This window comes from Terriglobia bacterium (assembly GCA_020072645.1).
Lineage (GTDB): Bacteria > Acidobacteriota > Terriglobia > Terriglobales > Acidobacteriaceae > Angelobacter.
In genome coordinates this window covers 16,255-35,699 of sequence record JAIQGK010000012.1, presented here as the reverse complement: position 1 = coordinate 35,699, position 19,445 = coordinate 16,255, and the positions used below count along the sequence as shown (strand labels likewise).

Here is a 19,445-nt window from a genome sequence, read left to right as displayed (position 1 = left end):
TGTCCGCAGCCGGACAGTGTGAGACCAAGGGCATTAAGAACTAAGGTGCGACAGTTTAGAAAGAAATCTCTTAGCTGGATAAGAACTCTGCGAGGCCCGGACAAGCCCCGAACCAAAATGGAAGCCGGACGGAAACAGAGCCTGAACCGGTCTTCCCCATCTTGTAGCCAAAGCCTGACGAAGGCGTGTAGACTCAATCCCAAAAATTTCAATGTACGGAGGAACCATGTCCAAGGGACAAAAGATTGCGATGTGGGTTGTGAGCGGCCTGTTGACGGCGCTGTTTCTGTTCGCGGCCACGCCCAAACTGTTGACGCCCGACAAGATCATGTCTCAGTGGGTCTATGCCCGGTGGTTCCTCACGTTCATCGGCGTGTGTGAGGCACTGGGCGCAATTGGCTTGCTCATACCACGCGTCGCCGCGCTGGCCGCAGCAGGGCTCAGCGGGATCATGATCGGCGCAGTTTACACGCTGGTAACGCATCACATGAATAAAGAGCTTCCTGTTCCGATCATAGTGTTCATTCTGCTGATGCTGGTGATTTTCCTGCGGCGCAAGGAAGGCAGCGCGTCCGCTACGGCTTAATACCTGAACAGGTATGACAGCTTGATAAATATCTGGCGGCCGTCATTGATAAAGTTGTTGCGTGTGCGCAACAGGCCGTCAAAACCTTGTCCGGGCAGGCAGGGCAGCCCGTCGCAGATGCGCTCCAGTCGCGGATCAAGGTTTTGCAGGTCACTGTTGTATCCCACGTAGACCGCGGTGCCGGGAGTCAGCAGGTAGGTGAACAGCACGTCGCCATTGAAGCCCTTGGTGTTCTGCAGCGTGGTCAGGAACGGGTTGGAAATCGTGGTGTTGTATTCCCCGATCAAGCGCAGTGAGAACTCCTTGGTGAACTGGTAATTCCACTTGGACCGCATGATGTGGTTGTTGAAGATATTCAGGTTCGTGTTCTGGTCCAGCAGCCGCGTCATTAAATAAGTATTTTCAATGGTGAGCCCTTTTGTGGGCCGGACAATGGCCCGCGCAAACGCGGTGTTCTGGTAGCCCAGCACCGGCGGCCCTGTGCGCGGCACAAAATTTGTCGCCGTGCCCCAGTCCATCTCCATGGCGAAATTGAGCCACTTGAAATATTGCGTGTTGATTTGCGCGCCGCCCACGATGTGTGGGTAATCCCGGTTGGTTGTGAGCGTTGAAAAATCCTGCGGTCGCAACTGCTCATGTTCCCACAGGGTGAAGATGGAAAAAGAACTAAAGCGCGGGAAGTCCCATTCATAGGCAGGATTAATCACGTGATCCAGGCGCGTGCCGTTGTGGTCCCACAGGCTCTGTTCAACAACACGCGGACCATGGGCCGTCAGGAGTTTGCCTTCAGGATGAAAAGTCCGGGCAATCAAGGTGATCACGCGGCGAATGTCCGTGCGGTTGACAAAGCCGGCTTCGGAATCAAAGCCGGCAGAAATGTCACCGAACTGAGTGTTATATTCCCAGGCGCGCGAACTGCGCTCAATGGAAGCATGGTACGCGGGGCCAGACTGGTGTGAGCCGTCACTGAACTTGGTTTCGCTGGTCACGGCCTGGGCGTTCATCTGCCAGTTCTTGTTGATCCTGATCTGCGTATCCACGCCACCCACGCGGTTAAACCCCACCACACAACGCAAGGCGCTGCAGAATGAATCGGGGCTGGTGTGCAATTCGCGGTCGGTATAAATAAAGCCAAAGCTATTGTTCTTTCCAAATTCGCGATTTACGCGCAGCACGCCAAAGTAAGCGCTCTGGCCCGCCAGCGGGTCAGTGCCAATCACGCTTCTGCCGGGTGAGCGATCATCGGCCACCATGGCGCCAATGGCCCACGGGCCTTCTTTGCCCGTAAGGCGTATGCCATACAGCGGATCGACAATGCGCCGCGTAAAAACCAGTTGCATCGGTGTCTGAAAGTAGTTGGAGTTCTCCTGGAAAAACGGTCGCTTCTCCGGAAAGAAAACCTCAAAGCGCTGGTTCACGGTAACCTGCGGATCGTCGGATTCAATCTGGCCGAAGTCGGGATTAATGGTCGCGTCCAGCACCAGGCTGTCTTTGATCACCACTTTGGAATCGAGGCCCGCTTTGGGATACACGTGCTTGCCGGTAAAGCGGTCAGCCGCGGGATCACGCTCATCTAAAGCCCGGAACGATTCCACTGAAGTGTAAGGAATGAACTGGATGTTGTGGCTGGGAGAAATTTCCGAAAGGCCGTTGATCGTTCCTTCCTTGGTCAACATGCCCTGGATGTGATTGCTGTTGGGCGGAAAGAATGAATGCTCTGAGTTACGCGGTATCACCCGTATCAGGATCACGCCCCAGCTTAGAGATGAGTGTTGCTGCCGGAAGCGTAGGGACTTAAACGGAATCTCAATCATCACCATGTAGCCGTTGCCGGTGAGTTTGCCGGTCGTATGCCAGACGGTATCGAATGAATTGTCTGGCCCGCCGCTTTCCGCAAAGAGCCCATCCTGCTGGATTCCGTAAGGGTTTGCATAGAAATAGTAGGCGTGGCGCTGGTCATGGAATGTGTCCAGCCAGAGGCCTACCTGGTCGTCATCATCAATCTGCTCGCGGCGCAGCATGCGCGCGCGGATTTTCTTTGGGTGCTTGTCAAAGCACAGGAACACGGCATAAAAACTCTTGTGCGTATAGCCCAGGTAGGCTTCCGTTGGCTCACTCGCGGGCTCGCCGTCGCGCGGCTCCTGCTGAATGAACTTGTCGATCTTCAACATCTTCCGCGCCAGATCGGTGACCGGCTCCATGCCTTCAAAGTCTTCAAGTTTGGGTGCGGATGGCAGGCGCGGAATTGTGAGAGAACTGATTTCCGCCTTCAGGTTCGGCGCAGGAAGGCTGGGACCTTTATGTTGGGCAAACATTCTTGGGCTGCACAGCGGAGATGCTGCCAGGAGCGTGACCGCCAGCATTCTGGCGAGATGTTTGAAGCGCCGCCGATTTGTCACGTCAATGTGTACCTGGGATCCGCCTAGAAGGCTCCGCCTCTTAGACTCAAATTGCTAATAAAGGTTAACCCGCCTGACTCTTCCACATCCAGCGAATGGCTTGCGATGTTCACAGCCTATGACGAACGCGAATTCGCTGCCATTCAGGATTTTGTCATTTCGCCGATCAGTGTCATTCGACGTTCATCAGTGGCGAGATTTTCGACTTTCCCGATCAAAACAGTTCCGGCTGGCGGCCATACTTGATGCCAAAGTGATCGTAAGCCAGCCTGGTGGCGACGCGGCCGCGCGGAGTGCGATCAAGAAAACCAATCTGGATCAGGAACGGCTCATAGATTTCTTCCAGCGCGTCCTGTTCTTCCGCCAGCGCAGCAGCCAGCGTACTGAGTCCCACCGGCCCGCCGTTGTATTTCTGGATAATCGTCAGCAGCAGTCGGCGATCCACTTCATCAAAGCCATGCTTGTCCACTTCCAGCATTTCCAACGCCGCCTGGGCGGTGGTTTTGTCAATGCGGCCCTGCCCGCGTACCTGGGCAAAGTCACGCACACGCCGCAGCAGACGGTTGGCGATGCGCGGAGTTCCGCGCGCACGGCTGGCAAGCTCTGCGGCGCCTTCGGAATCGATTGAGACGCCAAGAATCTCCGCTGAGCGCTCCACAATGTATTTCAATTCTTCGTCGGTATAGAACTCCAGCCGCAGCAAAATGCCAAAGCGCGAACGCAACGGAGATGAAAGCATACCCGCGCGTGTGGTGGCAGCCACAAAGGTAAACGGACTCACGTCAATGGTGTGCGTGCGGGCCGAAGGCCCCTGACCGATAATGATGTCGAGCTTGTAATCTTCCAACGCGGAATAAAGTATTTCTTCCAGCGCGGGCTGCAGGCGGTGGACTTCATCCAGAAACAGGACTTGCTTGTCCCGCAGGTTGGTCAGGATCGCGGTGAGATCGCCCTTGATCTGTATGGCAGGCCCGGCGCTTTGCTGATAAGCCACGCCCATTTCATTGGCGATGATTGTGGCCAGCGTGGTTTTGCCCAGGCCCGGCGGGCCGTAGAGCAGAACGTGGTCCAAGGCTTCACCGCGCGACTTCGCTGCTTCGACGGCAACGGCCAGATTCTCTTTTACTTTTTTCTGTCCGATGAATTCGCGCAGGTAGCGCGGACGCAACTTGAGTTCGTACGACGCATCGTCTTCCGCCTGCACGGCGGAGACGAGTCGGTCTTTGTCTTTATCTATCGGTTTGTGCTCTGAAGCGGACACTATTGGCGATGGTAAAGCGAACTGCACAAAAAAACCAGAAGTAGATTTGAAAGATACGTGGAAATTATGACAAGTGAGTCGTATTTGGTGAACCCCAGCAGCAAAAAGGGACCCGGGCTGGCGGCCCGAGTCCCCGTTGACGAAGTTACGCGAACATCGAGGCTTACAGTGTGGCCGAGCATGAAGGCGGCGGGAAAGTAGTCAGGGCCTGCACGCCCGCGCCACCCGATCCGGTAGCAAAAGGACGCCCCGGTACAGGCCGCAAAGTGCCATCGTCCTGGATCATCCATCCGTCAGCCTCTCCCTCGGCGAAGAGTGAGGCGTAAACAAACTTGCCGCTTCGGGTGGCGGCAATGGAGCCGACCCAGTCAGAGGCGGCAAATGGCGAATCCGGCACGGGCTGGAGCGAACCATCCGGGCCGACGGCCAGTGACGAGACCTCAGAATTGAATACGTCGCTGGTCAGCAGGTCCTGGTTGCTGGGCGTAAGCGTGAGCGCATTGATGGTGCTGGTTCCGCCGCTGGGAAATGGCGAGCCAGCCACGGGCGTCAAACTGCCATCAGCCGCCATGTCGAACGCGTCGATTAGGTTCGATCCCGCGCTGGAAACGAACACGCGGTTGTTGGCGCAAGTACTATCCATCGCCACAGCTGGACCGTTGGTGAGGAATGGCGAACCGAACACCGGCGTAAGCGCGCCATTGCCATCGATTGAGTACACTCCAAGAGCGTCCAACGACCTAAGGCCCACGAGGAGAAAATTTCCGTTGGCGGTAACTTTCAGGCCCTCAGGTTCAGCGCCGCTATCGAATGGAGAACCAGGGGCTTCTGTGATTGCACCGTTGGCTCCGATGTTAAAAGTGTGGATCAATCTTGAGCTTTCGTCGACCTGGAAAAGAAAACGCCCATTCGGACTTGACGTCAGTGACATGGTGGAGCCTGAAGTCGCGGTACCAACCTGGAATGGAGAACCAGGCACCGGGGCAAGCGTTCCTGTTTTTGGGTTAATGGCAAACGCGCTGATGGTGCTGCTGCCATTGTTGGCGGCGTATAGAAAACTTGCTGTGCCTTGCGTTGCAGTGGTGATATTTTCCGCGTTCACGTCGCCTCCTCCGCCATTGCCGCCGGTCAGAAACGGCGAGCCGGCAATGAGTGTGAGCGCACCGTTACTGGGGCTTACCTTGAAGACGGAGACGGTGTTGGGGGAAAAATTATCGTTGGTATAGACAAAGTTGTTTTGGGCGAATGCCGTGATGGCGAACAACAAAAGAGGACAAACGAAGCACGCTTTCTTCATAAACACACATACCCTCTGTTTTTGGATTCCAGGGGAGAGTCACTGGATATAAGTGCAAGCGAAATGCCAAAACCAGCAGAGACACTCTTTGCGCAGCGCGGGTCTCCGCAGGGGAATCCTGAGTAGCTCAATGCCACAAGTGGGAATAGTGGGTCGAGTGGTTGCTAACGGCGGGTTAAGGTGCGAGTCCAAGACGAGATGAAGCTAAGCAGTCACAGGCTGGTGGTCATATCTCTCTCAGTATTGATGCTGGCTGCCAGCACCAACTGTTACGGGATCGACAAAACGCGCTATCGCGAACTTTTTCAGAAGCTCAGCGAAGCGGCGAAGCAGAAGAACTGGCAGGGCGCGCGGGATATGTTGACCGAGATCGGGCGCGAGCTGCCCGCCCCAACGCCGCGCTACATGTTGAGCGTAGCGAACGTCGAATCCAAGCTTGGCCACAAGGACGAAGCGCTGAAGTGGATCGAGAAGTATGTCGCCACGGGCCTGAGCTTTGATCCTTCAAAGGATGAAGACCTGAACGCATTGATGACGGGAGCAGGCGCGAGAATAGATTTTCTGATGAAGGAACGCAGCCTGCCGGTTACCAACGCTGAGTTTGTTTGCGAACTGCCGCAGGCCGATACGATGCCTGAGGACATTACTTACCTGAAGTCGTCAGGCGCTTTTTTTGTCTCCAGCATTCAGCACCACACGATCTATCGAATCTCACTCCCCAGGGCCGGCAAACGGCAATGCGCCATGGACGAATTAACGTTGCCGGCGGAAGCCAGGCACTGGCCTACGCTGGCCATCTCCGCCGATCCCCAACGAAAAGTTTTGTGGGTGACTGCTTCTGCTATGCCCGGATTCAGCGGTATTCCTAAAGAAGAGCAAGGCAAAGCTGTGCTGATGGAGATCGACCCGACAAGCGGCAAGGTACTGCATCACTTCGATCCGGGAACCACAGGCCCCGCGGTGCTGGGCGATATGTGCGTCACGAGCCAAGGCACAGTCTATGTAACGGACAGCATTGGCGGCGGAGTGTATCGGCTTCATGGAGATTTGCAGACAGCGAAGCTGGAGAAAATTGCCGACGGACTTTTTTCTCCGCAAACGCCTGTACTGGCACGCGACGGCAAGCGGTTATTTGTGGCTGACTACACCATGGGCATTGCGATGATCGATCTGCCTGCGGCGGGGGCTGCTCCGAATTTGTCCGCAAAAATAAATTACCTGCCGCATCCAGAACATGTTGCCGTGGTGGGACTCGATGGACTTTATCGCCAGGGCAACTCGCTTATCGGGATACAGAACGGCACACAGCCAGAGCGAATCGTGCGCTTTCTGATGAACTCGGCACAAACGGAGATCACCGGCGATCAGGTGATCCATCAAATTGGGCAGCTTGATCCCACACACGCCGTAGAAGTGGATGGATGGTTTTACGCGACGGCCCACGTGGGCTGGAGCAAAGTGGATGACAACACTGGTCAGCTCAGGCCGGGAGAAAAGTTCACCGCGCCGGTACTGCTCAGGTTTCCTGTGGACGCTCCGTTGCATTCAAAACCCGGTAAATGCCAGGCTAGTCACGCTTGGCGGAGACGCTCAAATCCTCAAAGCGCTTGGCTTCGTTCTTAAGCGATTCGGCATCGGGTGAATTGGGCGCCAGAACCAGATACTCGCGAATTTCGCGGGCCGCAGATGCGTAATCCTGCCTGCCGGAATAGAGATAGCTCAACAGCAAACAAACGTCAGGATGACTATGCTGTGTATCCAGGCCCTTGAATCGTTTGGCGCTTTCTTCCGCCGGCGCAAATTTCTGCAAGTTGTAATTAGCCGCGGCGTTTAAAAAATATGCCAGCGGAAACGCGGCAGAGTTGAGCTTGATGACCTGCTCAGTCAAGCGGATTGTGTCGTCCCATTTCTTTTCCTGAGCGGCAATCATCGCCAGACCGTAACTGGGATTTACAAACTGCGGGTCCGCGGCGATGGCTTGCCCGTAGTCCGTCCGCGCAGTGTTAAAGTCATTGTGTTCGCGATGAAGATCGCCCAGCAGCGTCCATGCGGCCGCGAACTGAGGATAGATTTTCACGGCTTTGGCCAGCTCTTTTTCCGCTTCCGCCGGCTTTTCCGCCTTAATCTTCTGAGCTTTTACCAGGGCGCGCATGGCATCTTTGGGCGCGGCCATGCTGGTCACGCTAATGGTGGTTCCCGGAGCATTTCCAATCCGTTTAAGAAAGATCGTGCCCACGTCATACTGCCATGTATCGCCGCCCATGGACCTCAGATTTACCACTGTGGATTGATAGCCTGCCAGCACTGCGCGCAACTCACAGCCATTCAGTTCAAGAGGCCTCAGGGTATTACTGCCGGACCGCGACTGTGTAGCGGGAGTGATACGGCTATCATTTTCGCTGGCGTCTTGAAACGTAAGATTCAGGCCCAGCTGGAACTCAAACTGCCCTTTTGTGTCGGCATAACCTTCACGCCGCACCGTTCCATTGCAGACACGCTCAATAGGGACGGGCTCAGGCAGCGTTCCACCGCCCTGCAACATGACCTTGCCGGAGACAAAGACCGGCTTCGTACTTGCGTCTGGGGCGCCCGGTGCTCGTGTGGGGGGAATGCTGCGGGAAGGCGTGCCTGCTGAACCTGTAGAACCGGTGCCGCGTTGTGCCGTGGCGAGCGTTCCGGCCCACATCGTAACGAACATCATGCAGATGACGAACCTGCGGAAGCGATATGCTATTGCAGCCTCCCATCAAAAAACCCACAAAAGGTTCAAGCGGAACATCCGCGAAAAGAACAATCAATTCGATAACTGAGATGGTACGCCTTTTAGTTTGCAGCGCGGTGAAAATTTCGTCATAAAGGCCCAGAGACGAAATTCTGTGAAAATCCTAACCGCTCGAGCCTATTGTTTAGCGGCGCTCAGGCTTTCCAGGCGCTGCGCTTCTTTCTTCAGCGCTTCAGCGTTGGGAGCGTCCGGCTTCAGGTTAAGGTAGTCGCGATAGAGCTGCGCCGCTTCAGCATATTGGTGTTTTCCCGTGAGGATATTTGCAAGAAGAAGCGCAATGTCCGGCCGGGTATGCGCTTTGTCCACTTGCTGAAACTTGCGCGCGCTCATCTCCGCCGCGTCCAGCTTACCCAGGTTCAGGTTGGCGGCGGCATTGAAGAAGTAGGCCATAGGATACGCAAGTGAATTGAGCTGGATAAGCTGGTCCGTAAGCTGCGCGGCGTCACTCCATTTATTTTCAATCACGGCAATCGCAGCCAAACCGAAATAAGGACTGATGAACTTGGGATCCACGGCCAGGGCCTTTTCGTATTCCGCCTTGGCTGGCCCAAACTGGTTTTGCAGGCGGTGGATTTCCGCCAGCAGTGACCATGCTGCCGCATATTGCGGATAGAGGCTAACAGCCTTGTTGAGCTGAGTCACGGCTTCATCGAATTGCTTTTCTGAGCCCGCCTTGCGGCCTTTCTCAAAGGCTTCATGTGCCTCTTTGGGGATGGCCATGGTAGTTACACTGACCGTTGGACCTTCCAAGATCCCCATTTTGGTGAGCACAATGGTGCCGACTTCAAGCTGGGTAGCGCCGGCATACACCCGCATGGGCACAGAGGAAGATGAGAAGCCGGGCATGGAGGCGCGCAGTTCGCAATCGTCATACCGGATGTCACTTCCGCCGGAAGGAGGAAAGCGCGCGTTTCTATTGGTGACCATGCGGTCGGAATCTGCCTGGCTGGCGTCGCGCTCCATGGAGTTGCGTCCCAGCTCAAACTGAAAGTTACCCTTGTCATTGGTATAACCTTCACGCCGAACCACGCCGTTGCATATCCGCTCAATGGCAATCCGCCCTGCGGGCCCGCCGCTCTGCAGTACGACTTTGCCCGAAATAAAGACGGAGCGAGGATCAGTGTTTCTTTCCATGATAGGAGAGCCGGCGCTGGGCAGATCAACGGCGCCGCCCGCATGAGGATCTCCGCCGCGCTGAGCAACGGCACAGGGAACAAGCGTGGTGATAACAAGTGAAGCGAGGCAGAAGCGGGAAACGGAGAATAACATAGGCCCTCCGGGAAGAGGATGAAGCCAGATACGTAACAACGCAGCTTATGATAGTCCAAAAAACAGCGTGCGGCTATTCTTTGCGGGTATTGCCCAGCTCAGCGATGATCTCCTGCCCCATCATCTTCGTGCCGTCATAAAGGACTTCAATCAGGCGGGTGCGGGTAGTGCGCGCATTAGCCACCACCGTGGCGAGCTCAGTGGTGGGAAACAGCCCAACGATCTCCCACTTGTTCTGGGCGGTCTGCGCCCATAACTCGTATTGCTTCCACTTAGCCATCAGCAATAAGTGTCTCACATTGGCGCGGCACAGTGACGTTACTACAGCGATGCACCCAATGCGTGAGATCGGGCTGGCCGACGGCCCCTCTATTTTCCGACGGCAGTTACCAGTTCCATTTGCTTTTTTTTGTTGGTTTCAAGAGCGGCAAGGTCAGGCTCAAAACAGCGGCGGCAGCGGGCTTCATACATGCCGGCAGCGCCCACCACGATGAGGTCTTCATTGGCGATGAGCCGTTGCGTGTGCTTGGCGGGATTGCCGCACTGCATGCAGATGGAAAGCGTTTTGGTGATCTCGTCGGCCACGGCAAGCAGCTCAGGCATGGGATGGAAGGGGCGACCGAGATAGTCGGTATCCAGCCCGGCGATGACGATGCGCTTGCCCATATCGGCCAGGCGGACAACGAAGTCAATCATGGCTTCGCCCAGAAATTGCGCTTCATCAATGCCGATGACTTCTGTCCGCACGTCGAGCTTGGCCTGGACCTCCATGGCGTTGCTGACGGCTTCAGCGTGAATGCGGCCGTCGTCATGCGAGACGATCTGATCACTGGCGTAGCGCTGGTCAATGATGGGCTTGAAGATCTGCACACGCTGGCGCGCAATTTCCGCGCGGCGCAGACGGCGAATCAGCTCTTCACTCTTGCCGCTAAACATTGGCCCACAGATCACTTCAATCCAGCCCAGGTTTCCCCGCATTGCATTCATTAAAAAAAGCTCCTAGCTCTTAGCTACTGGCTTCCAGCTCGACACCAAATCACAATCAGGCATCCAAGGCGGCCAGCTTGCTGTTCATAAATTCGTTAAATTCCTCAAAGCTTGCAAAAACTTCCGTGGCGCAACCCAGCAGCCATCCGCTGATGTGCTCCACCGGCATCCCGCAGATTAAATAAACTGGAATTCCCATGCGGTGGGCGAAGGTTAGCTCACCCTGCGTGCCTGCGCCTCGCCCGGCGTACTGGTCCCAGTAGCAGACAATCGCGTCACATTGGTGCTCGATCAGATCAAGATCATAGGCAATGATTTTCTGGATTGTCCGGCGAAAGCGTTGCAGGTCGCTTTGCTTCCATGCGCGAAACTCAGTGGCCTCGACGGCGGTCAGATTTTTCATCTCGTCCTCAGCGGGATCGTAAATCTCATGTCCCAGGGCCTTGAGCGCAGGAGTGATCTGGGCGCGCCAGCCCTTGCCGAGATCGGGAGAGTATTCGATGGAGCCTGCGAGATAGAAAAACATGAAAGGCGATTGTCAGCGATTCAGGGTTGCAGGTCAACGTAGATTTGGCGGAGTTTGGGACGAGTTTTCCAGAGGTTTTCCTAGGTCTTCTTTCTGAAATCCCGAGCCGAAGCGAGGGAACCCTATTGTCTTCCAAGGTCTCTAGGATTGAAACGTTTTGTTTTCACCGCAAAGGACGCAAAGGGCGCAAAGAAAGAGCGGTGTCCGACGTCACGGCGTCTTGTCACCCTGCAAAGCCATTTGGTTATAGGGACCTCTCACTGCGTTCGAGGTTTCATAAAAAGCTGCGCTCAGAATGAATCCTTCTGGCTATAGCGATTTCTCCCCTTCGACAAGCTCAGGGTCGGGATTTCAGAAAAACCTATTCATACTTCAACGCCCTTAGCGGCTCAACGTTCATCGCGCGGCGTGCGGGAATGTAAGAAGCCACTAAACCCACCGCGGCCAGCAGCAACGCGACAGAGATCAGCGTGATGGGATCAGACGGCGAAACGCCGACGAGCAATGACACGATTCCGCGGGCGGCAACAAAGGTGAGCACCAGGCCGGCAATCAGGCCTGCGCCGACCAAAACAAAGCCCTGGCGCAGCACCATCTTTAATATGTCACCACGGCCTGCGCCCAGCGCCATGCGCACGCCGATTTCATGTGTCTTCTGCGATGCCGCATAAGAAATGACGCTATAAACGCCCACCACCGCCAGTACGAGGCCGAGCAGTCCAAGAACTACGGTAAAGCGGCTGCCCATGCGGAAGAGAAAGAATCCGTTGACGCCGCCCAGCGACTGCTCCATGGTTTGCACATCGGTCACGGGAAGGCCGGGGGCAAGGCTGTGGATCTGCTGCTCTACTGCTGAAATCAGTGCTTCCGGCGAAGCGGCGGTGCGCAGTTGCAGCGTTACAAACGAGCGGAAGTTCTGCGCGATGGGTTGGTAGTAATACATCGTGGTGGTGTCAACAGGATCGGTGTACTTGCCCTGTTTGATGATGCCCACAACTTCAAGGAACGGGCCGGATGGAGCAGTGTCACTGAAGCGCTTGCCTACTGGGTCCTGACCGGGCCAAAGCTTGTTGGCCATAGCTTCACTGACCACCGCAACCCTGGGAGTCTTGGCGGTGTCCTGATCGGTGAAGATCCGTCCGCGCAGCAGTGGAATGCGCATGGTGGGGAAATACGCGGGATCCACTACGTTGAAGAAGGCTGAAGGCGCGGCTTCCTTGCTGGCTTGCGTTTGGCCTTCGGGAAATACATGGCTGGCTTCATTGGAGTATCCCATGGGAACGCTTGCGGCCACGCTTACGGACTCGACACCGGGCAGCACGCGGACGCGGTCTTCCATCTCGCGGAAAAACTGCTCGGCACGCGGCTGGTCAAAGCCGATGGTGCGCGTTTCCATGGTGAGGTTGAGAACGTTGTGCGGATCAAAGCCGAGATAAGTATGTTCAGCGTTCTGGCTGCTGCGAACAAAAAGACCGGCGACAACGAGCAACACTAATGAGACGGCAACCTGTGCGACAACAAGCACGTTGCGGACTTTAGATTTGCCGGAGCCCAGAATGCCACGGCTGCCTTCATGCAAGACCGTGTTGAAATCGGACCGGGCAGCGCGCCATGCGGGAGCCAGACCCACCAGCAAACCGGTGATAAGAGCGATGGCAAGACCAAAGCTGAAGACGCGCCAGTCAAAACTGAAATCAAAGCGGATGGGAATGTCAGAGACTTCAATGCGAATAGAGCTGATCAAACGCGTGGCCCACACACCGACCAAGGTCCCAAGCAGGGCGCCCATCACTGCCAGCAGCAGGCTTTCCGTGAGCAACTGGCGGACAATGCGGCTGCGCGCCGCGCCTAGAGCTGTGCGCACAGCAAGCTCGCGTTCACGCGCGGTGGCGCGCACCAGAACAATATTGGCGACGTTGGAGCAGGCCAGCAGCAGCACCATTCCGGCCAGAACCATGAACAATATGCCGACGATCAGCATGCCGTTGGAAGGATCGGGATCGGGCCGCGCCAGCCTTTCCGGATAAAGATGGTAAGTGTTGCCTTTGTGCGTTTCCGGAAATTGCTGATTGAGCCGCTGCGCCACTACGTTCGCTGAAACCTGTGCCTGTTGCCGCGAGACGCCGGGTTTTAATATGCCAAGAATTTTTACGTCGCCATCATTCCGCTTGTTCCAGTAGTCGTCTTTGTTGCCGGTGAGCCACAAGGTCCGCATGCCGAAGGGCAGGTAAGCCTGCATGTCCACCAAGGCATAGGTCCCATGGAAGCCTTCCGGCGCAACGCCAATCACGGTGACGGAGTGGCCGTTCATTTTTACCTGCTGGCCCACGATAGAAGGATCGCCATTGAAACGCTTTTTCCAATAGGCGTTGCCCAGCACCACGACATTCTCTGCGCCGCGTTTTTCCGTTTCCGCGCCGTAGATCAATCGTCCCACGGCGGGCTTGAGGCCAAGGGCCTGGAAAAAGTTAGCACTCACGTAGCTGTAAATAACGGGCTCAACTTTGCCTTGATGCTCCATGCCGGCGAGACTTAGCGTGTAGCCAAGAACGTCAGAGAATCCATCGGCCTGGCTGCGAATGTCCTGAAAATCAGGGGAAACTGGCCGAAAGAATTTGCCGCCCCTTGCGCCCGTCCGTCAAAGACAACGAGGCGGTCAGCGTTGGCCACCGGCAAAGGCCGAAGCATGAGCCCGTTAACGGCGCTGAAGATGGTGGTATTAGCGCCGATTCCGAGAGCAAGCGTTAAGGCCGCGACCGTGGTCATGGCGGGATTCTTCAGCAGCATGCGCATGCCGTAACGGATGTCCTGGAATAAAGTTCTCATTTGAGCGCCCTCCGGAGGCGAGCTGGATTACGGGAAACAATGACAGTGGCAATTCAATGCCCGAATCGGGAAAAAGGTGCAAGCAGTTGAATGCCTAGCAGATATACGCAAGTTTGGCGGCGCAAGTTCCGGGATTGTGGTGTTCGAATCCGAACAGCGGGATGGCAGAAATGAACAGGGAAAGAAGCGATCTCTTCCAGAGGCTCGGGTAGTGGACTGATTCCGTGTTGCGGGTGAGGCGGGCTTCGAGTGCTGCCGCAGGAGAAGTGAATCAGTCGCTAGTTTGCATTGTGGGGACTACCTGGGAAGGATAAGATTGCGCTGTCATGCAGTTTCTAATCGTCCGCTCAGACTGCGAAGCACCCGCCGAAATCCTCCCAGAATATGTCAATAAGGTCTGCGTACCATGCCGCAAGTGCTACTCAGTTAACTACTGGCTATGCGGCCCCCGGGAGATGGGGGAAGAAGCGGTGCGAGTGCAAGCCAAATGGCTGGAAGCCCATGTGACAGCGAGATGCCCAGATCATCCGGGATGGTTCATTACTCCGGACAGCGCCGGAAAGTAAGGAATCGCTGCTCAACTACACGGATGGAAAGAGGCTCTGGATGGTCGCGGGAGCGAAGCGATGCTGCAGTTGTTGGTCTCTTTGCGAGAGCTTCACCAGCTAGGCTGGAACGGTCAGCGCAGGAGCAGCAATCCCGCCACGCACAGCACCATCCCCGAGGCGGTACGGAAACCGAAGCTCTCGCCATAGAAGAAAGTCCCGACAGCCAACAAGACTAGGGCAATGAGATTGTTGCAGGCGAAAGAAGCAATGTTCAACTTGAGGCCAGCGCGATATCCGATGAGGTAGCCCGATTCGATCAGCACCAGGGCGACGCCCAGCGCTATGGAGGTCCAATTGACACGGTGCAATTCCGGGGTGGCGAGGCCGTGTTTCCCAACGAACAAACCCACGCAGGTCAGCGAGGCCAGGCCAAAGGAGATGCCGAGCGCCAGAAATGGGTCGAGTCCAGCCGGAGTGGCCTTCTGACAGACGTGATAAAGAACCCCGCCGCCGATGATCATGATCACAGAAATCAATTCCGTGCTGTTCAGGTTCATTTACGCCCTTTCCTGTTGTGCCACTGGCGGGTCGCGTTGCATCAGAAGGTCCCTTTGCGGGTCTGCGCCGACCAAAAATAATTGTGTGCCCACAATGCGAAAGCCCCATTTCTTATAAAAAGCTATGGCCCGTGGATTTTCAGAAAAAACGCTCAGCCACACCGCGGCCCGGCGGTCGTGTTCCAGGCTTGTGAGCGCCTGACGCACAAGCTCGTCGGCGATGCCACTGCCATGGCGGGCCGGAGCAACGTAGAGCTTTCGCAATTCCGCCGGCGCAGCATCTTCGATCTGCGGGTGCGGACTCAAGCGGAGCACCAGAACGTAGCCGCATATCTGATCCGCCATCTCCGCGACAAACAGGATGGCATTGGGATTCTCGATCCAGGTGCGAAAGCATTTCGCCGTCAGCTCGGCGCCAATATAGTGCGCGAGGTCCAGAGGATCGGCACCGGGAGGACCACCCAGCGGGAAAACGGCGGCGGCAAAGGCCGAGAGCGCTTCCGCGTCGTCGGTCACCGCACAGCGAACGCAAACAGGGATAGTTATTCCGTGCGTCATAACCTCACCATCAAAATAACCTTTACCGGTGATATGATACCGTCATAAAATGTAACCTGTAAAGTTTGTTTTGATGGTTATATATCAAGACGATCTGACCAAAGCAAAATGCCAGCAGTCCGACCGAAATCGCCGTTCGAGTTTACGGGAGGAAATCCCTGTCTGGATTTCGCCGACACCGTGGACAACCGCACCACCGGCCATCCCCGGGAGCTGCTGACCGACTATGGACGGCTTCTGCGGTGGGGAGAAGAAGCTGGAGTGATCACCGCAAGAACTGCGGAACGTCTGCGCCATTTGGCCGCCCGGGAGCCTGGCCGAGCTGCGAACACGCTGCGCGCCTCGATACATCTCCGCGACGCGGTTTACCTGATCTTCTCGGCGGTTGCGCAGCGACGGGCAATACCGGGTGCGGCTCTTGCGAGCCTTAATAAGGCTGTCCGGCAAGCCGCGCAACACGCCCAGCTTGTCCATGCTAACCGGCGGTTTACGTGGGAATGGATCGACCCGGGAAGCAATCTGGATTCGATACTCTGGCCAGTGAGCCAAGCCGCAGCAGAGCTGCTCAGCGGCGAGGACATCGGCTACGTGCGGCAATGCGCGTCGGAGGACTGCTCCTGGCTCTTTCTGGACAAAACCAAGAACCACAGGCGCCGTTGGTGCGACATGAAGAGTTGCGGCAACCGCGACAAGGCACGGAGATATTACCAGCGTCAAAAAGAAGGTTAGGCGAGGTAAGGCTGATTATCGACAGGAACACCTTTTGTTCAAGAAGTCCAGATTGCTTACAGCCTGTCACGGCAGGCAGTAGTCTCTGGTCTCAGTGGTCCATGTGTTTCGGCTTCTCGGCGTCAAAGCTTTCGAGAGGCCTGTCTTATAATTGCTGCGCTTCCTGAACAATTTACCGTGGAGGGTCCGAATTGAAGTCTCTTTTTGTGTTTGCGCTCATTCTGCTTCAAACCAGCTTTATTTTTGCGCAACGTAATCTTCAGCAGCCACCGGCCTACTCGCCGCAGCTTACCGCCGAACTGAAGCAACTGCAGGAAGCAGCATTGAAGAGCGACTATGCATGGGACGAGCTTGCCCATCTGACGAACAACATCGGGCCGCGACCGGCAGGATCGGCACAGGCGAATTTTGCCGCGCAGTATGTGGCCGACGAACTACGCAAGCTGGGACTCGACGTGAAGCTGGAAAAAGTTGTTGTGCCGCATTGGGTGCGCGGAGAAGAAACCGGGGCGCTGGTGGAATTTCCCGGCATGGCTCCCGGAACAAAGCAAAAAGTTGTGCTCACGGCGCTTGGCGGCAGCGTGGCTACGCCGTCGCAGGGAATCACCGCGCCCGTGGTTGTGGTGAACAATTTTGACGAACTGGCCGCGCTGGGCCGTGACAAAGTTGCCGGCAAGATTGTTCTCTTCAATTACAAATTTGATAAGCAGCTTGCCGCTACGGGACATGGCGGACCTGCTTATGGCCAAGCTGTTATCTATCGTGCGATTGGGGCGAGCGCAGCGGCCAAACAGGGAGCGATTGCCGCGCTGGTGCGGAGCGTGGGCGGCGCTGACTACCGCATCCCACACACCGGCGCGATGATCTATCTAAAGGACGCTCCCCAGATTCCGGCCGCGGCGGTTACCGCGGAAGATGCCGACACTCTGGCGTATCTGGCGAAACAGGGAAACGTGCGCATGCATCTGGTGCTGACGCCGCAGAAGCTGGCCGATGTGGATTCATACAACGTAGTGGCCGACCTGAAGGGCAGCGAGCTACCGGACCAGGTGGTGATCGTTTCCGGCCATCTTGATTCATGGGACCTGGGCACGGGGGCCATTGATGATGGTGCGGGAGTTGTTGTGGCCATGCAGACGGCGCAGCTGATCAAGCAGCTTGGGTTGCATCCGCGGCGCACGATCCGGGTGATTGCGTGGATGAACGAAGAATTTGGCAACTCTGGCGGGCGAGCATACGCTGCCAATCACAAAGGGGACGTCGCGAAACATTTTGCCGCGATTGAGAGCGACCTAGGCGCGGGACATCCTGTAGGCGTCAGCATGGCGGCCCCGGCAGGAAATCTGGCGCTGTTGCAGCCCACAGCGCAGATTTTGCAGTCGAGCGGCGCGGGAATTCTTCGGGCGGCGGAAGATACTGAGACTGATATTGGACCGTTGCTTGCGCTGGGCGTCCCTTGCTTCGGTCCGATTCAAGACGACCGCTTCTATTTTAACTATCACCACACTGCTGCAGACACGCTTGATAAAGTGGTGCCACGCGAGTTACAGGAGAACGCAGCCGTGATGGCGGTGCTGGCGTATTCACTTGCGAATGTGACAAAAGACCTGGAGAGACCAGCGCCGAAGCCGGCTCGGGAGTTTTGAGTCATGCGGAAGGTCACAAAGAAATCCCGCGTTCTGAATGTTCTGCTAAGCTCTCAGCGTATGTTGCCTGATATGAAACTGCGATCCCTTTTTTCCTTTTCATTGTTTTGGGCATTGTTGCTATGTGGCGTCTGCCGTGCCGCGGACCTGGCCTTGGTCGGCGCAAAGATTTATCCCTCACCCACGGAGCGTCCTATCGAGCACGGAACGATTGTTCTCCGTGACGGGCGAATTTTCGCAGTCGGTCCAAGCGCCTCAATAAAGGTCCCGCGCGAAGCGAAGGTTATCGACTGCAAGGGATTGTTTGTCACAGCTGGATTTTGGAACAGCCATGTACTCATCTTGACGCCGGGGCTCTTGCATGCGGAGAAACTCCCCCCAGAACAGATTGAGTCGCAATTGCGAGAGATGCTGACACGCTGGGGGTTTACTACCGTCTTTGACGTCGCGTCAGTACTGGAAAACACAAATCTCATCCGTAGCCACATAAAAGCCGGTGAAGTCAAAGGACCAAGGATTCTCACGGTTGGGGAACCGTTCTGGGTACAGACACCCATTTATGTGAAGGGATTTCTTGCGGCCAATCAGATCAACATCCCTGATGGAGAATCAGCAGCGCAAGCGAGAAGTCGAGTACATCAACAAACCGTGGCTGGCGCGGACGGCATCAAGATCTTTGCAAATTCAGTGGAGCCGGACGGTATTCTGACCATGCCATTAGACCTGGCCCGGGCGATTGTCGAGGAGTCTCATCAGGCCAGAAGACCTGTATTTGCTCATGTATCCAATGATCAAGGAATTGAAGTTGCCATTCAGAGCGGGGCCGATATCCTCACTCATACCACGCCGGTCGATCAGCCCTGGAGTTTATCGCTTGTAAAACGCATGATCGCAGCCCACATGGCGCTGACTCCCACGCTCACCTTGTGGGATTTCGAATCCAAGAAGTTCAACACGCCGCCTGCGGAAGTGGAGAAGGGCATGGCGAAAGCAGCTGGACAATTGAAGACTTTTTCTGATGCAGGAGGGCAGGTTTTTTCGGCACGGATGTGGGTTATACAGACCATTTCGATACGGCCGAGGAGTTCGTTTGGATGTCACGCTCCGGCATGAGTTTCGAACATATCCTCGCATCCATGACCACAAATCCCGCTGAACGCTTTGGCTACTCGCAGCACAGCGGCCGCATCGCGAAAGGGATGGACGCCGATCTTGTGGTCCTGCGCGAAGACCCTCAACATGACGTTACCGCGTTTTCACGAGTGCGTTATACGATCCGCCGCGGCGAAATCATTTATTAGCACACCCTTCGGCACGTAAGCGCCGGAATCGTGGCCCGGTGTTCGGGTCCGAAGCGTAACGCGGCTTGAGATTAATTGCAAAATATTCGATTCAATCGTATATTTCGCGGCCGTCTCAGTTGTATGCCGCGCAGCGCACAGCTTTCCACTGGCCCGCGGGTTCCGGACCTTGC

At 56.0% G+C, this 19,445-nt stretch carries 16 protein-coding genes and 1 pseudogene; 5 read left to right on the top strand and 12 right to left on the bottom strand.

The window, feature by feature from the left end:
• Window positions 1-226: 226 nt before the first annotated feature.
• Window positions 227-586 carry a DoxX family protein gene (locus LAO76_16515; GenBank protein ID MBZ5492527.1) on the top strand — a complete coding sequence of 120 codons (360 nt, stop codon included), beginning with the start codon at window positions 227-229 and terminating at the stop codon, window positions 584-586.
• On the opposite strand, the gene LAO76_16510 is transcribed toward LAO76_16515, so the two are convergent.
• The 3 genes from LAO76_16510 to LAO76_16500 form a co-directional block, all read right to left on the bottom strand.
• Entirely contained in the window at window positions 583-2,901 is a 2,319-nt protein-coding gene (locus tag LAO76_16510) for a carbohydrate binding family 9 domain-containing protein (GenBank protein ID MBZ5492526.1), read from the bottom strand. The genes LAO76_16515 and LAO76_16510 overlap by 4 nt on opposite strands.
• 298 nt (window positions 2,902-3,199) lie before the next feature.
• Window positions 3,200-4,249: a Holliday junction branch migration DNA helicase RuvB gene (ruvB, locus tag LAO76_16505; GenBank protein MBZ5492525.1), complete on the bottom strand. Its 1,050-nt coding sequence runs from the start codon at window positions 4,247-4,249 to the stop codon at window positions 3,200-3,202.
• A gap of 160 nt (window positions 4,250-4,409) precedes the next feature.
• Window positions 4,410-5,543: a lactonase family protein gene (locus LAO76_16500; GenBank protein MBZ5492524.1), complete on the bottom strand. Its 1,134-nt coding sequence runs from the start codon at window positions 5,541-5,543 to the stop codon at window positions 4,410-4,412.
• 198 nt (window positions 5,544-5,741) lie between these two features.
• On the opposite strand from LAO76_16500, the gene LAO76_16495 reads away from it, so the two are divergent.
• The gene (locus LAO76_16495) at window positions 5,742-7,166 is read left to right on the top strand and encodes a hypothetical protein (GenBank protein ID MBZ5492523.1); all 1,425 of its coding nucleotides are present in this window, start codon (window positions 5,742-5,744) and stop codon (window positions 7,164-7,166) included.
• Here LAO76_16495 and LAO76_16490 read toward each other — a convergent pair.
• From LAO76_16490 to LAO76_16450, 9 genes are all read right to left on the bottom strand, one after another.
• Window positions 7,111-8,244, bottom strand: a complete 1,134-nt coding sequence (locus LAO76_16490) for a tetratricopeptide repeat protein (GenBank protein MBZ5492522.1) — start codon at window positions 8,242-8,244, stop codon at window positions 7,111-7,113. The two genes, LAO76_16495 and LAO76_16490, sit on opposite strands and share 56 nt — an antisense overlap.
• 198 nt (window positions 8,245-8,442) lie before the next feature.
• Window positions 8,443-9,594, bottom strand: coding sequence for a tetratricopeptide repeat protein (locus LAO76_16485; GenBank protein MBZ5492521.1), 1,152 nt, complete (start codon window positions 9,592-9,594; stop codon window positions 8,443-8,445).
• 73 nt (window positions 9,595-9,667) lie between these two features.
• Entirely contained in the window at window positions 9,668-9,874 is a 207-nt protein-coding gene (locus LAO76_16480) for a hypothetical protein (protein MBZ5492520.1), read from the bottom strand.
• An 89-nt stretch (window positions 9,875-9,963) separates the two neighbouring features.
• Window positions 9,964-10,581 carry a thymidine kinase gene (locus tag LAO76_16475; GenBank protein MBZ5492519.1) on the bottom strand — a complete coding sequence of 206 codons (618 nt, stop codon included), beginning with the start codon at window positions 10,579-10,581 and terminating at the stop codon, window positions 9,964-9,966.
• A gap of 55 nt (window positions 10,582-10,636) precedes the next feature.
• Window positions 10,637-11,107: a nucleoside 2-deoxyribosyltransferase gene (locus tag LAO76_16470; GenBank protein ID MBZ5492518.1), complete on the bottom strand. Its 471-nt coding sequence runs from the start codon at window positions 11,105-11,107 to the stop codon at window positions 10,637-10,639.
• Between the two features lie 361 nt (window positions 11,108-11,468).
• Window positions 11,469-13,688, bottom strand: a complete 2,220-nt coding sequence (locus LAO76_16465; GenBank protein MBZ5492517.1) for an ABC transporter permease — start codon at window positions 13,686-13,688, stop codon at window positions 11,469-11,471.
• On the bottom strand, window positions 13,640-13,933 hold the full coding sequence (locus tag LAO76_16460; GenBank protein MBZ5492516.1) for a hypothetical protein: 294 nt from the start codon (window positions 13,931-13,933) through the stop codon (window positions 13,640-13,642). Before LAO76_16460 ends, LAO76_16465 begins: the two co-directional genes overlap by 49 nt.
• Window positions 13,934-14,612: 679 nt before the next feature.
• The gene (locus LAO76_16455; protein MBZ5492515.1) at window positions 14,613-15,038 is read right to left on the bottom strand and encodes a hypothetical protein; all 426 of its coding nucleotides are present in this window, start codon (window positions 15,036-15,038) and stop codon (window positions 14,613-14,615) included.
• On the bottom strand, window positions 15,039-15,596 hold the full coding sequence (locus tag LAO76_16450; protein MBZ5492514.1) for a GNAT family N-acetyltransferase: 558 nt from the start codon (window positions 15,594-15,596) through the stop codon (window positions 15,039-15,041). It lies immediately after the preceding gene.
• A 108-nt stretch (window positions 15,597-15,704) separates the two neighbouring features.
• Here LAO76_16450 and LAO76_16445 point away from each other — a divergent pair, with 108 nt between their 5' ends.
• The 3 genes and pseudogenes from LAO76_16445 to LAO76_16435 all read left to right on the top strand — a co-directional run bounded on the left by LAO76_16445 (window position 15,705) and on the right by LAO76_16435 (window position 19,272).
• Window positions 15,705-16,325: a CGNR zinc finger domain-containing protein gene (locus LAO76_16445; protein MBZ5492513.1), complete on the top strand. Its 621-nt coding sequence runs from the start codon at window positions 15,705-15,707 to the stop codon at window positions 16,323-16,325.
• Between the two features lie 239 nt (window positions 16,326-16,564).
• Window positions 16,565-17,971 (top strand): M20/M25/M40 family metallo-hydrolase, encoded by a 1,407-nt coding sequence (locus tag LAO76_16440; GenBank protein MBZ5492512.1) that lies wholly within the window; start codon window positions 16,565-16,567, stop codon window positions 17,969-17,971.
• 72 nt (window positions 17,972-18,043) lie between these two features.
• A pseudogene (locus LAO76_16435) lies at window positions 18,044-19,272 on the top strand (amidohydrolase family protein).
• Window positions 19,273-19,445: the final 173 nt, after the last annotated feature.

Bases quoted from the DNA above. Each gene is read 5' to 3' on its own strand.
- LAO76_16515 (MBZ5492527.1), top strand. From the start codon at position 227: ATGTCCAAGGGACAAAAGATTGCGATGTGGGTTGTGAGCGGCCTGTTG.
- LAO76_16510 (MBZ5492526.1), bottom strand. From the start codon at position 2,901: ATGTTTGCCCAACATAAAGGTCCCAGCCTTCCTGCGCCGAACCTGAAG.
- LAO76_16500 (MBZ5492524.1), bottom strand. From the start codon at position 5,543: ATGAAGAAAGCGTGCTTCGTTTGTCCTCTTTTGTTGTTCGCCATCACG.
- LAO76_16495 (MBZ5492523.1), top strand. From the start codon at position 5,742: ATGAAGCTAAGCAGTCACAGGCTGGTGGTCATATCTCTCTCAGTATTG.
- LAO76_16490 (MBZ5492522.1), bottom strand. From the start codon at position 8,244: ATGATGTTCGTTACGATGTGGGCCGGAACGCTCGCCACGGCACAACGC.
- LAO76_16485 (MBZ5492521.1), bottom strand. From the start codon at position 9,594: ATGTTATTCTCCGTTTCCCGCTTCTGCCTCGCTTCACTTGTTATCACC.
- LAO76_16480 (MBZ5492520.1), bottom strand. From the start codon at position 9,874: ATGGCTAAGTGGAAGCAATACGAGTTATGGGCGCAGACCGCCCAGAAC.
- LAO76_16475 (MBZ5492519.1), bottom strand. From the start codon at position 10,581: ATGAATGCAATGCGGGGAAACCTGGGCTGGATTGAAGTGATCTGTGGG.
- LAO76_16470 (MBZ5492518.1), bottom strand. From the start codon at position 11,107: ATGTTTTTCTATCTCGCAGGCTCCATCGAATACTCTCCCGATCTCGGC.
- LAO76_16460 (MBZ5492516.1), bottom strand. From the start codon at position 13,933: ATGAGAACTTTATTCCAGGACATCCGTTACGGCATGCGCATGCTGCTG.
- LAO76_16455 (MBZ5492515.1), bottom strand. From the start codon at position 15,038: ATGAACCTGAACAGCACGGAATTGATTTCTGTGATCATGATCATCGGC.
- LAO76_16450 (MBZ5492514.1), bottom strand. From the start codon at position 15,596: ATGACGCACGGAATAACTATCCCTGTTTGCGTTCGCTGTGCGGTGACC.
- LAO76_16445 (MBZ5492513.1), top strand. From the start codon at position 15,705: ATGCCAGCAGTCCGACCGAAATCGCCGTTCGAGTTTACGGGAGGAAAT.